Origin of the sequence: uncultured Paraglaciecola sp. (assembly GCF_913058035.1) — a bacterium.
Classification (GTDB): Bacteria; Pseudomonadota; Gammaproteobacteria; order Enterobacterales; family Alteromonadaceae; genus Paraglaciecola.
This window is the reverse complement of sequence record NZ_CAJXPA010000025.1, coordinates 19,006-34,825: the sequence shown is the minus strand read 5'-3', so window position 1 is coordinate 34,825 and position 15,820 is coordinate 19,006. Positions and strand designations below refer to the sequence as shown.

The window sequence follows — 15,820 nt, the reverse complement described above, 5'->3', positions numbered from 1 at the left end:
AGTACAATATTGTACCAGCGCATCTCAGCAAACACTCGAACCAACATTTTGCGTAACTTTGGAAACATCATTTGCTTTGTCTTATTTCAATTCAAATGCTAATGAGTTATTTGCCTAAAATACGGCTGAGTTCGTCATCTGCAGATGAACTGCCGCCAGCTATGCCTGCTTCAGCTAAACGTTTACTCAAATCATCACTCGACTCTTCAGTTGCCAACTCTTCGGCAGCTTGTAATTCAGCATTACGCAAGTTCTGCTTGTCTTGAATACGTGATAGTGATTCAGTGGCAGTTTTCATTTTACTATTAGCGCCTAGGTGGCGAGATGATACTGCAACCTGAGCTTTTTGTACTGACTCAGTAGCCTTTACCATATCAACCTGTTGCTCTAGACGTTTTAAGTTTGATTTAGCTTGCTTAATATTTACAGCCAGTTGTTTTTCAGACTGCTTAAACTGATCAAGGTACTTTTGTTCACCTTCTTGCTCGGCACGTAAATCACCCACTTTTTGTGCACAGTCCAAGGCTAATTGACGGTCTGTATCTATTGCCTTACGAGCGTGCGTCTCGTATTGCTCGACAGAACCTTGCAAGCTATCAACTTTTTGTTGAGCTAATTTGCATTTGGCCAATATTTGAGTTCTCGCATGATCTGACTTACGCAGTTCGTCTTTGGCATCACGAATTTCTTGTTCAAGAATACGAATGGCCTGACTATCAGCGACAGATTGCGCCGCTTCAGTTGCTCCGCCTTTAACAGCAGTGACTAATTTTCTCCAAACTGACATATTCCTACTCCTAATTTATAAAATAAATGCTACTGCAAATGATCTTGATATGCATCTAAAAATGCTTCAACATTTTGAAACAGGGTAACTAGCTCAATCATCACACTCTCAGCTTTTGACTGTGAGCTTAACGATCCAAACGCGGTGTAATATTCTTCACCAGCGACTTGCGATATGCCCACTGTAGTCAGTGGAAATATCATGTGTGTTTTTAGAATTTCTTCATTCAATGCCACACAGTCCTTGACTTCGGTTTTGGCAAATAGCAGTGATTCAACCAAAATTTGCTCACCACTAATGGCTAACCATGCATCTATACCGTCGCTATTTGCTATTAATAAACAATTTTCTTCTTTAGTGACAACTAAGTCTTCGTTGTCTGCTAAAAGGGTCTCAAGTTGGTTAAGATCCCAAGTCATGGCTACTCTCCTGTAGGGCTATTGACTAAACCGCAACTCAAAGATGTTGACCATCAGTGATATTACGTTTTATATTTTAGTCAGTTTAAAGTTAATATGTCAAATTATATTTTACAACATTTGATATTTATAAGTTTTAAATGTAAATTATAATTCACGTTTGACTATCGGGTAAAAATAAAGCTATGTCCAAAAACAATGATGAAACAACAGATGTAAATGCAAATAGTACCATACCATCGCTTGCAGCCGATTGGCGACAACTGGTTCAGCGTCTACTCAAAGCTGAAATGTCAAAGCGTGGCACTAAGTACCAAGATCTTAGCGATAGATTATCTAATATAGGGATACATCAAAGCGCAGACAACCTTAGAAATAAAATTAATAAGGGCATTATGGGTGCAGATTTGTTGTTACAAATCATGTATGTGCTCAATATGCGCAAAATTGAGCGAGATGACATTATTGAAATCTTTGCCGACTTAGATAGTCCATTAGATTAGATTCAGGCGTGTTTCTGTTTAAAGTTTGTTTTACTGACTATGGATGAGTTGTTGCTTGAATGGATTAATAAACTATTCCACACCAAATCCGATAGATTGTATTGTCCAGCAGTGTTCCAATTCAATTAACAAGGAGAGCAATAAAGTGATGGTGATCAGTTGCCCTAAACCATAATGTACAATTAAATTGTGTGGTGTTTTTTGCACAAACTTTCCAAGCCCAATGGATAAATAGTTGCCAATTAAGGCTGAAGTAAAAGCGGCCAATACCAAAATAAGAATAGCTACCGATGATCAACAACATATTTAATGTGAACATGAAGCCCACTAAGTAAAATTAAGTTGGTCAGAAAGCCAAAAAAACCCAACTCTGATGAATTTCTATTTGTACACCTTAAAACTTAATAAGATATCTATAGCAATTATCGCGGTAAATAATAAAGTAATGTTCCCTGACACATGAAAACATATGCTAGCAGGTAAAGACCACCATAAGCTAATACAAGGCCAGTGATGATAATATTAGTATAAGTTGTAGGGATCATTTTTAAAACGAAGATAGTCAATCTGGCCATAATAACACCGACTATTAAGCCGCTGCTTATAACTTTTGCTAACAAGCCAATAGCACCAAAATCTGTTAATTGGTGTTCATCTAGGGAAGCGGCTGACAAAACATCAGACAGTTCGGTTGCTGTAGCATCGTTAAACAGACTTTATATTTAAATCAAGTTAGCGAATTTACAGGGTGCTTTGGCCTTATTTAGCTGAGTAACAACTGCAACAGGATCGGTAGTAAAAATAACTGACCATAAGTCGGTGCCGCTATCCAGGGAAAAGATTGTGCATGTTCAACCTAGTAAAAAATAATATCATTTTCTGTTAATGCTATTAATGCTGCTGTTAACATACCAATGGTGACGCTGAGTAAAATAAATCCGATTAAAGGTCACATAATATGATTGTTGATATAAAGCGCTGCATTAAAAACTATAATGGGAATTATGGTTAAGACGACATGCCCCAAAACAAAATACATAGTGTTAAAGGTAACTTACTGAACCATGTCGTTGCAGTGGCAGCTATTCCTTTGATTAATAATAATTAACATGGTTACTAACTAGACAACATCCGCAAAATATTCTTTTTTAATTATTTGTAAAAACTTTGAACCGTTAATATTTACTAAAAAGCACAAATAAATGAGATCGTGTAGAAAAAAAAAGAATATTAGGTAGTACAAATTAACTTTTAAGCTGATGATTGTTTTTTTGAAAGAGCTGCAGTATTAGTCAATGTGACTTGTCTGCAGCAATAAATATCAAGACAAAAAAAAGCTCGGACATCGAAGTGATAACCGAGCAAATGGCAGTTTTTGGGAGAAAACGTCAATAATCTAACTGTTAACTCATTCTAATTTAGTAAAATTTATCTGCAATTAAAATTGGGTATGCAGACCTGATTGCAGGTATTAATTAATATACGTAAAATAGACTACAAATAATGTTGAGACAACTATGAAACTATCTGATTTCCATTTCGTTCTTCCAGAAAACCTTATAGCTCGTTACCCTACCGAAAAGCGCAGTAGCAGTCGCCTGATGCACTTAGATGGTAAAAGTGGTGATATCACGCACAAACAATTCACAGACATCCTTGGTTTAATCGACGAAGGCGATTTGTTAATTTTTAATAACACTCGAGTGATCCCAGCAAGGTTATTAGGTCAGAAAGAATCAGGTGGTAAAGTTGAAATCTTGATTGAGCGTGTATTAGATGAACACCGTGTACTAGCTCACGTTAGAGCCAGTAAAGCGCCAAAAGTAGGCAGTAAATTAATACTCGAAGGCACAGTGAAAGCTGAAATGGTCGCACGCCATGATGCTTTATTTGAATTGAAATTTTTGAATGATGAACCTGTTTTAGCCCTACTTGAACAGTTTGGCCACATGCCGTTGCCACCTTATATTGATCGTCCCGATGAAGATTCAGACAAAGAACGTTATCAAACTGTGTATAACAAAGTGCCCGGCGCTGTTGCTGCTCCCACAGCTGGTTTGCATTTCGATGAAGATATTTTACAGCAGCTAAAAGACAAAGGTGTCAACAGTGAATTTGTTACTTTACATGTCGGTGCTGGCACGTTTCAGCCTGTTCGTGTCGACAATATTATTGAACACCAAATGCATTCTGAATATGCAGAAGTATCGCAGCAAGTAGTTGATGCTATTTTAGCTACAAAGGCTGCTGGTAAACGTATTATTGCGGTGGGGACTACTTCAGTGCGTTCGATAGAATCAGCTGCACATGCATCACTAAAAGCTGGCTCTGAATTGGCACCTTTTTTTTCGGATACCGATATTTTTATCTATCCTGGCTATGAGTTTCAGCTGATAGACGCCATGTTAACTAACTTTCATTTATCCGAATCTACTTTGTTAATGTTAGTCAGTGCCTTTTGTGGAAAACAAAATATTGAAAGTGCTTATCAACAAGCAATAGAGAAAGAGTATCGTTTCTTTAGCTACGGTGACGCAATGTTTTTGAATAAAAATTAACGCTTATTTGGAATAGATCAATTAGCTGTCGTTAAACTCAGTAAAGCAGTCAGTGTTGGAAACTTTTATTTTTCGTAAATTGAAACGCCAATCAGGGTTTTTGTCTCAGCCATTTTTAAAAGGGGGGTCAATTAAATTTATTGACTATGAAATGTTTGAAATTAATGATTCAAACCATCGCCCTGCCACAGTCGCCTATTTGTTAGTAAAAGAGTCCTTATATTTACATGTGGACTATAATTTAATAAATATCAATTGTATTTGCATAATGCAGGGTGAATTAACCATGGGTAAACAGAAATCTCGTTATCAGTCTTTGTTAGAAAACTTGTCTGATTGGATCCTGCAATCTGCTGAGCAGGATCTATTAACAATGATGGATTTAGTTACTCAGGCCAAGGCTTATTTGCGAGCGGCAGAAGATCTTAGTTTGGAAGAAATTTATACTCTAGAAAACTATTTGTTAAGGGATTTTAAAGCTTTCAGCCAACGCTTAAGTGAAGATGTAGATAACTCGTTTTGGTGGCAGAACACCAAATACGAAATTTGGCAGACAATTGCTCGTATGTCAGATCGGAGTAAATTGGAATTTTTTGAAATGCAAATAGATATCGCCCAACATGGAACATACAGTGCAGGAGAATTGGTAGCTATTGGTGAGCTTATTTGTAAAAAATGTGGCCATAGTCATAATATTACTGGCGTACAGAGGATCCTACCGTGCACAAAATGTGGTGGTGATACATTTGCAAGAAAAACATCGTCAGTCTAACTGTTTAAATTAGTTGTCATAAATATGTCGTCAGTCATAAGGCTGGAAGGTGCTTCCAATAAGTATTTTAAGGACCGCCCCCATAGTTTTCCGATTGAAATAAGGTTTTACATTATTTGATTAATTGATGAGAAAAGGCATAAACAATAACGACCGAAATAGCGTTGGAGTCATTACCCATTATCGGTGTTTCTTTATCTCCATGGACCTTATCATTAACACAAAACTATCGTTATTGTCATTTCGGGTGCTAGTGTAGGCTATATACATCGCTGTTTGTTTATCGAAAATATAAACATGTTCAAAGGTGGTTTGAGCTGTGCCATTGTTTTCTCCATACCCTTACCTTTAACTGTTTGAAAATTGTATCTTGACCCTTATTTTTTTTCCGTAAATACCTCGCCTATTGTAAAACTGTCACGATCATTACTGGATAATCCAGCAATATCCATTTCAGTTTGATAACTACCGCCTAGGCTAAATAATCCAAGGTTATAACCAATAGTAGAGGCCGCTGCAGTTTGTTCTGTATTGGAGGTTTAGCTTTTAGTAGAAAATAGTTGGTATCATTTTCGCCTTCTTCGGGTGCATCAGTTGTCGCAATATTAAAACTGAATTAATTGATCGATTTATAATAAATGGCATTGTCAGTTTGACCTTAAATGCCAATGGCATCCGATAAATTACCAAGATCACCGATTTACTCAGCGAAAATTATAATCATTTGTATAATGATTTAGAAACAGTATATGCCCAACTAAGCTGAACCAGAACTATCTTTTACTCCAAAGTATAAAGCTCTTCCTTTGATAAATATCAGATCTAATGACTAAGCTCCGCTAATCAAATCATTTTCACTTCGTGCAGTTTAATCTTCGCCCGATTCAAATTGAAAGATGAGTTTCAAATCGGGATTGGGTTGATGCTCGCCGTTAAAACTCAGACGGGAGGAATTACTTGTCTTTCTCGGTCTTTAAAGGTTTTTATTTGGCCCCTAAATTTATCGAAATATTGTTTATCTTTTACTTGCACCGCCATGTAGACAACTTCATCCACGATTATTATCCAGTTATCTATCGTGGACCTAACATCGCTTAATAGCGTTACCTGGAAGGAATTATCTGACAAGTTTGTGAAAGCATTTTGAGCAAAAACTAAAAATGTGCTTTATCACTAGTATAGAGTTCGAGAAGCTCTTCTTGCCCGGCAAGTAGAAACCTCTGATGCCAGTTTTCATGTCAACTGCAGCAGCACCAATTTATTAAGTGGTGTCGAACACATTGTGGGTATGGCCCACCGAACTAAATTCGGATCTCAGTGACCTGACGCTAAGATAGACTACAAGAACCATAACAGCCAATAAAGATAAAATTACCTGCAACCAGAACGACAAAAACAACATGATTGAGCTCATTAACAATCAAAAATGGCAGCATAATTAGGGTGGCAAAGCTAAATGTAAAAATAAAAGGCCCAGGCTCGATATCCCTAATGAGATTAATTTTAAGGACAGATATAGCCAAAACAAAGTTAGTGGTGGCAGCAAATAAAACTAGAATCAATGCCTTGCTTAACATGTGCTCCTAAATGTGAATGAATCCGACCCAGATCTCTTCGAATAGTCCCACTCCATCAATACCAAAAAACCAAAGCAACTCTGCCCAAGGCAAAACTGAATGTGCTTTGATATCTTAGTCGACAATGAATAGAAGCAACAAAATTCCTATTAAGTACATTCATTGGATGATGAACAATTGTAAAATTTATTACGTGCGGATGGAAATATTTGTGTTGTTAAGTGAAACAAGTATTTTTATAAAATGCGAAACGTTTAATTTTTGGTGTGACTACAGAGATATCTAATGAATTTGACTGATCGTTAAAAAAGTGATCTCATCCCACTAGTTTATTAATTTATGGTGAGTATTTCTAATATAATCGTTTTTTGATTAGTATGTTGGTGGAGGTAATGTTGATGTTTTTTACTAAGGTCACTCAGATTAGGACGTATGACTAGGCTTTCCTTAAGAATCCTGAGTAAGCGATTAATCTGTTGGTTGCAGTTGTTGTGTTTATCTCAGTTAATGAATGAAGTTCAAATTATCCGTGATAAGTTTTCAACCTTTGACTGATTCGTATATAATCCCGCATCGTTTTTAAGCATGGCTTGTTAAATGGTGCAGAACATCTAAATATGTTTGCACACAATTAACATCCAGTTTCGCCATCGAACTGTTTTTCGGTAAGCTGAGAAAATTAATGAAATTTGAATTAGATAATACAGACGGTAAAGCTCGCCGGGGACGTTTGATTTTTGACCGTGGTGTTGTTGAAACACCTGCTTTTATGCCGGTGGGTACTTATGGAACGGTAAAAGGTATGACGCCGGAAGAGTTAGACGAGACAGGTGCACATATTTGTTTGGGCAATACTTTCCATTTAATGCTGCGTCCAGGTACTGAAATCATCAAACTACACGGTGACTTGCATGACTTTATGCACTGGGATAAGCCTATCCTGACTGACTCGGGTGGTTTTCAAGTATTTAGTTTGGGAGACCTACGCAAGATCACCGAACAAGGTGTTACTTTTCGTTCACCTATTAATGGTGAAAAAATTCTTCTTACTCCAGAGAAGTCTATGCAGGTGCAGCGTGACTTGGGATCAGATATTGTGATGATATTTGACGAATGTACTCCTTATCCTGCTACTGAGAGTGAAGCTCGAGTTTCTATGGAACTATCTTTGCGATGGGCAAAACGGAGTAAGACTGAACATGGTGATAATCCGTCTGCATTATTTGGTATCATTCAAGGCGGTATGTATGAGGGACTTCGGGACTTATCATTGTGCGGACTCGAAGATATTGGTTTTGATGGTTATGCTATTGGTGGTTTATCAGTCGGTGAACCAAAAGATGAGATGATAAAAGTGCTTGACCATACCACAGACCAAATTCCCGCGGATAAACCTCGCTACTTGATGGGAGTAGGTAAACCAGAAGATATTGTGGAAGCTGTTCGCCGTGGTATTGATATGTTCGATTGTGTGATGCCCACGCGAAATGCCCGCAACGGCCACATGTTTATTACCAGCGGTGTGGTCAAAATTAGGAACGCGGTTCATAAAACTGATACGGGACCATTAGACGAAAAATGTGATTGTTACACTTGTAAAAATTATTCTCGGTCATATCTACATCACTTGGATAAATGTAATGAGATTCTTGGTGCACGTTTAAATACCATTCATAACTTGCGTTACTACCAACGTATTATGCAAGGTTTGCGAGATGCCATTGCCATTAATGAGCTTGATGTATTTGTCGCTAAATTTTACGCAGAAAAAGAGTTGCCTGTGCCTCAGTTGAAAAACTAACGGGTATTAACATAATTAAAATTTACAAAAAATAGGGGAATTTATGAGTTTATTTATATCCAATGCGTATGCGCAAGATGCTGGTGGTTCAGCAGGTGGCGGTTTCGAAATGTTGATCATGCTAGGCGTGTTTGGTCTTATTTTTTATTTTATGCTTTATCGTCCACAAGCTAAGCGTGTTAAAGAGCACAAAAACCTAGTCACTTCCTTAGGCAAAGGTGATGAGGTGCTCACTCAAGGTGGAATGCTGGGTAAAATTGTAAAAGTGTCTGATGAGAAAGATTTTATCGAGATTGCTTTGAATGATAGTACTAATATTGTCATTCAAAAATCTGCAGTTTCAGCGGTATTGCCAAAAGGTACCATGAAAGCAATATAAATATAGCGTGAATAAGGGGCTAAGAAGCCCCTTTTTATTGGAAGAATGTAAGGAATTTTTTGTGTTAAATCAAACTCCGCTATGGAAGTACATATTGGTAATATTTGTGGTCGGCATCTGTGCTTTATATGCTTCTCCAAATTTGTATGGCGAGGATCATGCAGTACAAATTTCCGCAGGTAAAAACGCCGTTGTTAATGCTGCTGTAGTTGAAAAGGTGACCGCTGAGCTGGCTGCTGCTAATATTTCTAGTAAAAGTATTGTGCTAGAAAATGAACAAATTCTTGTTCGTTTGATTGATTCGGATACTCAGTTAATCGCCCGTGAAAAAATCGAAAAAGCTTTAGGTGATGATTATTTTGTGGCAATGAATTTAGCTCCAGATACACCCGCTTGGTTAGAAAGTTTAGGTGGCACACCAATGAAGCTTGGCTTAGATTTGCGTGGTGGTGTGCACTTTTTGATGGAGGTAGATATGAAATCTGCTCTGTCTAAAACACTAGAAGATATGGTGGACGATTTTCGTACCGCTTTACGTGAAGAGGGTATTCGTTACCGCACCGTAAAACAGTTAGATGATGGTGTCGAAATTTACTTCCGTGATCAAGATACCTTGGATGAAGCAGAGTTTTTCCTTAAAAATCGTAATCGTGATTTGGTTTTTGTTGAAAGAAGTGGATTGATTATCTTTGCCAATATGTCTGACCAAAAACTAGCTGAAACTCGAGATTATGCGGTAAAACAAAACATCACCATTATCCGTAACCGTGTAAACCAATTGGGAGTTCTTGAGCCTACCGTTCAAAAGCAAGGACCAGATCGAATTGTGGTTCAACTTCCCGGTATCCAAGACACCGCAAAAGCAAAAGAAATACTCAATGCCACTGCAACACTAGAATATCGTGAAGTCGACCTTGAGAATGACGTACGTGATGCTATTAATGGCCGTGTACCTGCTGGCTCTGAACTATTACCCTATGACAAAGGTGGGCCACAATTACTTAAGAAAAAAGTTATTGTTGCGGGTAGTTCAATCATCGATGCCAACAGTGGTGTAGACCAATATGGTATGCCTAAGGTCTCTATCTCACTTGACTCCAAAGGTGGTGCCAAGATGCTCAACTTTACTAAGCGAGCAGTGGGCAAACCAATGGCGGTGGTCTTTATTGAATTTAAAGCCACTGATGAACGAGACGAAAATGACAAGCTGATTTTTGAAGAGAAGAGGCGTGTTATTAGTGTTGCCAACATCAATGGTGTATTTAGTAATGCATTTGAAACAACTGGGTTAGATTCTCCACAAGAAGCTTATGATTTAGCTTTATTGTTGAGAGCGGGTGCTTTGATTGCACCCATTCAAATTATTGAAGAGCGAACGGTTGGCCCAAGTTTAGGTCAAGAAAACATTGACTTAGGCACAAAAGCGATTGTTTATGGCTTCATCGCAGTACTTATTTTTATGGTGATCTATTACAAAAAATTCGGCTTAGTTGCCAATGTTGCTTTAACACTTAACCTAGTCATGATTATTGGCATTATGTCGATGGTTACAGGTGCCACACTTACATTGCCTGGTATGGCTGGTATAGTCTTGACTGTAGGTATGGCAGTCGATGCTAACGTACTGATATTTGAAAGAATACGTGAAGAAATTAAAGATGGACGAAGTCCACAACAAGCTATTCATCACGGCTATGACAGTGCGTTTTCGACCATATTAGATGCCAACATTACCACCTTTATTGTGGGCCTGATTTTGTTTGCTGTAGGCACTGGTCCGATAAAAGGTTTCTCTATTACCTTGATGATAGGGATTATCACTTCAATGTTTACTGCAATCATTGTGACTCGTGCAATCGTTAATGCATGGTGGGGCGGTAAACGTCTGACCAAGTTGTCAATTTAGGAGTGCCAACATGCAAATATTAAATATGAAAAACACCATTGCCTTTATGTCGTTAAAAAAACCAGCGGCATTCTTGTCGATGTTTTTGATTATTGGTTCGCTAACTTCTTTAGCCATTAACCAATTGAATTGGGGGTTAGACTTTACTGGCGGTACTCAAATTGAAGTCGGTTATGAACAAACTGCAGATTTAGTACAAATACGTAAGCTACTTGAAGCATCAGATTTCAACGATGCAGTAGTACAAAACTTTGGCAGTAGCCAAGATGTACTCATACGTTTAGCTTCGCGTGAGGGTGTCAAACCGTCTGAGTTAGGTGACGCAGCGATTAGAGTGTTAAAAGAGGCAGACAGTAGCGCAGAAATGCGTGGCAGTTCTTACGTAAGTTCTAGTGTTGGTGAAGAACTAACAGAACAAGGTGGGCTTGCTATGCTGGTGGCTCTAATCTGTATCCTTATATATGTTGCGTTACGTTTTGAATGGCGTTTTGCTTTGGGTTCAGTAGCCGCGTTAACTCATGATGTGATCCTTACTTTGGGGCTATTTTCGGTGCTTGGTCTAGAGTTTGATTTAACTGTTTTGGCTGCGGTACTTGCGGTAATCGGTTATTCACTTAACGATACCATCGTGGTGTGTGATCGGATTAGAGAAAACTTTCGCAAAATAAGAAAAGGTGAGTCAGAGGAAATTATCAATATTTCTCTTACACAAACCTTGAACCGAACCATCATTACGTCTTTGACGACTATCTTAGTATTACTTGCTCTGTTTTTTGTTGGTGGCGCGACCATTCATGGTTTTGCAACCGCCTTATTATTTGGTGTAGTAATCGGTACATATTCCTCGATATATGTTGCCAGCTTGGTCGCTCTTACATTAGGCATCAGCAAAGAAGACTTAATGCCTACTGAAATAGAAAAAGAAGGTGCTGACCAAGACCCTATGGTTTAGGTCGTTAGAAACAAATATTTTAAACTAAGTTGGATCTACACTCACAGAAAAGAATGTTTTTGTGAGTGTAGACTATGTGCTTGGCACATAACTCCTTATACCCTGTGTTCTGTTTTTTGCACAAGCTACCCAGTTTCCTTGATTAAGTATTTTTTTTATTCGGAAACATACTTTCTAACAGTTTGTACACCCACCCATTGCTCTAAATAGGGTATATTTTGTGGCTAATCATATTCACAATATAACATCAGGAAATTTTATGACCGCATTGACCGGACGTAACAAATATTTCGTCCTTTTGATTGGCGCTAGCATATTGTTAAATGCTTGTGGTTCAACTAATAAATCCAAGTCTGTGGTTATATCAACCGAGCCCGAACCGCAAAGCGAAATAGTAAAAAGTCCTATCGATAAACGAGAATATACGTCCATTTTGCTTGATAACCAGTTAGAAATTATGCTGGTATCTGATCCAAGTATTGAAAAGTCAGCAGCTGCATTAAGCGTCGCTGTTGGGTCTTTGCAAGAGCCAACAGAGTTTGGGGGCTTAGCTCATTACTTAGAACATATGTTATTTTTAGGCACAAAAAGTTTTCCTAAAGTAGGTAATTATGGTGAATTTGTTACTCGTAATGGTGGCAGCCAAAATGCTTACACTCAGTTAGACCATACTAATTATATGGTAGCGGTTAATAACGATGCCTATGACGAAGCTTTGTCACGTTTTAGCGGATTTTTCTATGAAGCCACATTAGATGAAAGTTATGCTGATAAAGAGCGAAATGCAGTGCATTCTGAGTGGACAATGAAAAGCCCAAATGATTGGGTCATCTTGGAACAGCTTAATGGTTTAACACTTAACCTTGAACACCCTGTATCGCAGTTTAATTGGGGCAACTTAGATTCATTATCTGATAAACAAAACAATAAGTTACATACTGCTTTGGTGAACATGTACCACACTTATTATTCAGCTAACTTAATGAAAGGTGCGATGATCAGCAATTTGCCCCTTGCAGATATGAAAAAACTGGCAAAACAGCATTTTGGTCAAATACCAAATAAAAATACCACACGTCCGGAAATGTCAGTTGCAGTAGCTAAACCTGAACACTTAAAAAAATTGATCCACTACATTCCACAAACGGAAATGAAACAATTACGCATAAATTTTGTGATTGAAAATAATGCAAAACAATTTGCGGTTAAACCCAATGGTTATGTTAACTATTTACTTGCTAATGAAATGCCTGGCACTTTAGCATCGGTATTGCGAGATGCTGGATTGAGTAATGCGGTTTATTCAAACTATGATGCGAATGAATATGGCAATGCAGGCAGTTTCACTTTATATATAGATTTAACTGAAACTGGTGTGCAAAATCGCGATAAAGTCATGGGTGCAGTGCTTCAGTATTTAACGTTATTGCGAGACAAGGGTGTCAACCCTCGATATTTCAACGAGATAAGGCAGTCACTCAATAATAGTTTTCGTTTTAAAGAAAAGACCAATGACTATAATTACGCAATGAAAATTGCTGCTGATTTACAACACATCCCAGCAGAATATGTACTCAGTAGTGCTTATGAATATCAGCGATTTAATCCACAAGCCATCCAAGCAGTTCTTGACCAATTAACTTTGGATAATGCTCGTATTTTTTATATAGATAAAGACCAACAGGGTGAGCTTGGCATGCAATATTTTGCGGGTAAATATAGTGTGCACGATATTAATACTAAGCTAGAGAAAAAGTGGCAGCAGCTTTCTGAACAGTTTACTTTAGCCTTGCCCAGAGCCAATAGCCTGATGCCAGAAAACTTTGATTTAGTTGAGGCTAAATATACTGAGCAACCTATGCAGCTGGTGTCAAAACAAGGGCACATGGTACATCTTGGTCATTCAGAGCTGTTTAAGCAGCCAAAGGGCAGGATTTTGCTAGATTTAAATAGTGGTTTGACTAAATCTACTGCAAAAAATCATGTTTTAGCAGAGCTATTAGACCGAGGTCTACGCCAAACCTTAACCGAGCTTCAATCAGAGGCCGGTGCTGCAGGTATGGGACTTAATACCAGCTTATCTAATGGTTTGTCCCTCACAGCGAGCGGTTTCACAGATAAACAAGGCATTTTGTTGGCAAATGCGTTCAAAAAAATATTAGATTTTGATATTAGTGACAGTGAATTAGGTAACCTAAAAGCTAGTTTTAAATCAGATATTCAAAGCAGTAAGCGACAAATTTTACTTAACCAGTTATTTCCTAAATTCAGTCAAGTGGCGAACTTAGATGAATTTAGTGACGAAGCCTTATTAGCAGAAGTTGACAATATTTTGCCGTCTGAAATCACAGCTTTTAGAGACCAATTGCTAAAACAAGCCAACTTTAGGGTATTTGCTTTTGGTAACTATTCTGAGCGACAAGTGAACCAGCTGTCTGATTTAGTTTTTAATCAACTACCTACGGAGCGTCAAGTATCTGAAGTTTATCAATCACCATTATTACAACCTGAGTTGGGGACAATTTATAGTTGGGAAGAAGATGTGGACATGACAGATATCGGTTTAATTGATGCCTACCTGGCGCCACGAAATGATCTAGACCTAGCATCTGCAAGAGTATTGTCACAGATTATCCGACCTGCCCTGTTCAAACAAATCCGAACTGAAGAGCAGCTAGGTTATGCGGTGGGTTTTTTTGGTCAAACATTTAAAGAACAAATATTGATGGGTTACTATATTCAATCCCCTGTCAAAGGATTAATTGAAGTAGACGAGAGAATAGCAATATTCAGAGAAGGCTTTACCCAGCAATTAGCTGACGTGTCCGCTCAAGAGTTCGCGACCACTAAAAATAGTGTATTGATAACGTTAACTCTACCAGCGAAAAATTTGTCCGAAGAGATGGGTAAATTTACTGGTGATTGGCGTGACCAGCAATGGCAATTTGATAGTCGAGAACGACTCATCACGGCAATTGAAAAAGTGACTTTGGATGATGTAATAAATCTTTATAATCGTATCGAAGACGGTAAGGAATTTGGTCAAGTACTTATTCAAATGCGTGGTACTAAATTTGCTGATAAAGCTTTTATTGAACCTAAAGGAACAATTAAGATTACCGATATCGACAGCTTCCATCAGCAGCTTGGTCAGTGAGCTTTTGTTTTTTAATCTGTTCTTAACTTAATTATTTTTTAGATATATTGAATACTTTGAGATTAGGAATAAATATGAAATTCTTAAAAGTAGTGGTGTTATTTAGTTTTGTTCTAGTCGCAAACAGTTGTACGGTTATTGGAATATTTGCTGATATAGCTATCCAGAGCGCATCGGATGATAATATTGAAAGGCGCACTGGGCATAGAAGTAGAAGTGAAATTAAACCATTTTTCACCAAAAAAGGACTCGAACAAGATGTTAAATTTGTAAGAACTCTAATGGCTAAACTACCCGAAGAAAAGGAAGACCTGACCCTCAATAAGTAAATAAGGAACCAGTTCTAGTTTGCAAAAATGTGTTAAATAGCCAACAACAATGTTATTCATCTAAATATTGTGAAAACATGTATATTGCAGATAACATTATTGAAGTGGATGAGGCCAAATTAAGTAAAGAGTAGCAAATAGTAGCAAATAGTAGCTAAGAATAGACAGTTTGTTACATTATGGTATTCTTAAATTTCTTGGTGAACGGGGTGAATTCGACAGATGACAAATAAGGTTATGACATGGGTTTTGATAATGGCGCTGTTAATCAGCCAGTCATATGCCTACTCATCTGTACCTTGTGAGTCGAATGGCCCTGCTAGTAGTCAGCACAATGGTCACACCACCTCCAATAGTTCGGTCACCATGCAGCACAACCAGCCCATGCAAGACATGCCTGATCATAAAGAACATGATACGCAGCAAAAACAAATATCTATGGAGTGCTGCGACCAAGACTGTAGCTGTCTCTCAGGAACTTGCGCTTCCGTCACACTCACCCATGCCGCTTCCACTGCTGCTTTAAACACGGCTTCAGACCCCTCAGTTTATTACCTGTTTATACTACAAGACGCATTTCTGCCGTCATTGCTTAAACCTCCCATTTTTAGTTAACACGGGATAGATCCGTGTTTGAAATGGCGAGTATTCTTTTGTTAGCTGGCAGTTTTGCCGACTTT

General features: G+C 38.0%; 13 protein-coding genes. 10 read left to right on the top strand and 3 right to left on the bottom strand.

The window, feature by feature from the left end; translation table 11 throughout:
* Positions 1 to 106: 106 nt before the first annotated feature.
* Together QZ562_RS05310 and QZ562_RS05305 are read right to left on the bottom strand one after the other, a co-directional pair.
* Positions 107 to 787, bottom strand: a complete 681-nt coding sequence (locus QZ562_RS05310) for a PspA/IM30 family protein (RefSeq protein ID WP_293757703.1) — start codon at positions 785 to 787, stop codon at positions 107 to 109.
* A gap of 29 nt (positions 788 to 816) precedes the next feature.
* Positions 817 to 1,206 (bottom strand): YjfI family protein, encoded by a 390-nt coding sequence (locus QZ562_RS05305; RefSeq protein WP_293757701.1) that lies wholly within the window; start codon positions 1,204 to 1,206, stop codon positions 817 to 819.
* A 185-nt stretch (positions 1,207 to 1,391) separates the two neighbouring features.
* Between QZ562_RS05305 and QZ562_RS05300 the strand changes: the two genes are divergently transcribed.
* Positions 1,392 to 1,709 (top strand): DUF6471 domain-containing protein, encoded by a 318-nt coding sequence (locus QZ562_RS05300; RefSeq protein WP_293757699.1) that lies wholly within the window; start codon positions 1,392 to 1,394, stop codon positions 1,707 to 1,709.
* A gap of 72 nt (positions 1,710 to 1,781) precedes the next feature.
* Here the strand turns inward: QZ562_RS05300 and QZ562_RS05295 are convergent, their stop codons facing one another.
* A complete protein-coding gene (locus QZ562_RS05295) occupies positions 1,782 to 1,916 on the bottom strand; it encodes a hypothetical protein (protein WP_293757697.1) in 135 nt (44 codons plus the stop codon).
* Between the two features lie 1,310 nt (positions 1,917 to 3,226).
* On the opposite strand from QZ562_RS05295, the gene queA reads away from it, so the two are divergent.
* The 9 genes from queA (at position 3,227) to QZ562_RS05250 (ending at position 15,755) form a co-directional block, all read left to right on the top strand.
* Positions 3,227 to 4,267 carry a tRNA preQ1(34) S-adenosylmethionine ribosyltransferase-isomerase QueA gene (gene queA / locus QZ562_RS05290; protein WP_293757695.1) on the top strand — a complete coding sequence of 347 codons (1,041 nt, stop codon included), beginning with the start codon at positions 3,227 to 3,229 and terminating at the stop codon, positions 4,265 to 4,267.
* Positions 4,268 to 4,322: 55 nt separating this feature from the next.
* A complete protein-coding gene (locus QZ562_RS05285) occupies positions 4,323 to 5,039 on the top strand; it encodes a hypothetical protein (protein ID WP_293757693.1) in 717 nt (238 codons plus the stop codon).
* Positions 5,040 to 7,298: 2,259 nt separating this feature from the next.
* Positions 7,299 to 8,417: a tRNA guanosine(34) transglycosylase Tgt gene (gene tgt, locus QZ562_RS05280; RefSeq protein WP_293757691.1), complete on the top strand. Its 1,119-nt coding sequence runs from the start codon at positions 7,299 to 7,301 to the stop codon at positions 8,415 to 8,417.
* Positions 8,418 to 8,460: 43 nt separating this feature from the next.
* A complete protein-coding gene (yajC, locus tag QZ562_RS05275; RefSeq protein WP_293757689.1) occupies positions 8,461 to 8,796 on the top strand; it encodes a preprotein translocase subunit YajC in 336 nt (111 codons plus the stop codon).
* Between the two features lie 61 nt (positions 8,797 to 8,857).
* Positions 8,858 to 10,702, top strand: a complete 1,845-nt coding sequence (gene secD / locus QZ562_RS05270; RefSeq protein ID WP_293757687.1) for a protein translocase subunit SecD — start codon at positions 8,858 to 8,860, stop codon at positions 10,700 to 10,702.
* A 10-nt stretch (positions 10,703 to 10,712) separates the two neighbouring features.
* The gene (gene secF, locus QZ562_RS05265; RefSeq protein ID WP_293757685.1) at positions 10,713 to 11,654 is read left to right on the top strand and encodes a protein translocase subunit SecF; all 942 of its coding nucleotides are present in this window, start codon (positions 10,713 to 10,715) and stop codon (positions 11,652 to 11,654) included.
* 259 nt (positions 11,655 to 11,913) lie between these two features.
* Positions 11,914 to 14,811, top strand: coding sequence for an insulinase family protein (locus tag QZ562_RS05260; RefSeq protein WP_293757683.1), 2,898 nt, complete (start codon positions 11,914 to 11,916; stop codon positions 14,809 to 14,811).
* Positions 14,812 to 14,885: 74 nt separating this feature from the next.
* The gene (locus QZ562_RS05255; RefSeq protein WP_293757681.1) at positions 14,886 to 15,140 is read left to right on the top strand and encodes a hypothetical protein; all 255 of its coding nucleotides are present in this window, start codon (positions 14,886 to 14,888) and stop codon (positions 15,138 to 15,140) included.
* Between the two features lie 222 nt (positions 15,141 to 15,362).
* Positions 15,363 to 15,755 (top strand): hypothetical protein, encoded by a 393-nt coding sequence (locus QZ562_RS05250; RefSeq protein WP_293757679.1) that lies wholly within the window; start codon positions 15,363 to 15,365, stop codon positions 15,753 to 15,755.
* Positions 15,756 to 15,820 lie beyond the last annotated feature (65 nt).

What these genes read in the sequence shown, in the direction of transcription:
- QZ562_RS05255 (WP_293757681.1), top strand. Translation starts at nt 14,886, where the DNA reads ATGAAATTCTTAAAAGTAGTGGTGTTATTTAGTTTTGTTCTAGTCGCA.
- QZ562_RS05305 (WP_293757701.1), bottom strand. Translation starts at nt 1,206, where the DNA reads ATGACTTGGGATCTTAACCAACTTGAGACCCTTTTAGCAGACAACGAA.
- tgt (WP_293757691.1), top strand. Translation starts at nt 7,299, where the DNA reads ATGAAATTTGAATTAGATAATACAGACGGTAAAGCTCGCCGGGGACGT.
- yajC (WP_293757689.1), top strand. Translation starts at nt 8,461, where the DNA reads ATGAGTTTATTTATATCCAATGCGTATGCGCAAGATGCTGGTGGTTCA.
- QZ562_RS05260 (WP_293757683.1), top strand. Translation starts at nt 11,914, where the DNA reads ATGACCGCATTGACCGGACGTAACAAATATTTCGTCCTTTTGATTGGC.
- QZ562_RS05300 (WP_293757699.1), top strand. Translation starts at nt 1,392, where the DNA reads ATGTCCAAAAACAATGATGAAACAACAGATGTAAATGCAAATAGTACC.
- secF (WP_293757685.1), top strand. Translation starts at nt 10,713, where the DNA reads ATGCAAATATTAAATATGAAAAACACCATTGCCTTTATGTCGTTAAAA.
- queA (WP_293757695.1), top strand. Translation starts at nt 3,227, where the DNA reads ATGAAACTATCTGATTTCCATTTCGTTCTTCCAGAAAACCTTATAGCT.
- QZ562_RS05310 (WP_293757703.1), bottom strand. Translation starts at nt 787, where the DNA reads ATGTCAGTTTGGAGAAAATTAGTCACTGCTGTTAAAGGCGGAGCAACT.
- QZ562_RS05250 (WP_293757679.1), top strand. Translation starts at nt 15,363, where the DNA reads ATGACAAATAAGGTTATGACATGGGTTTTGATAATGGCGCTGTTAATC.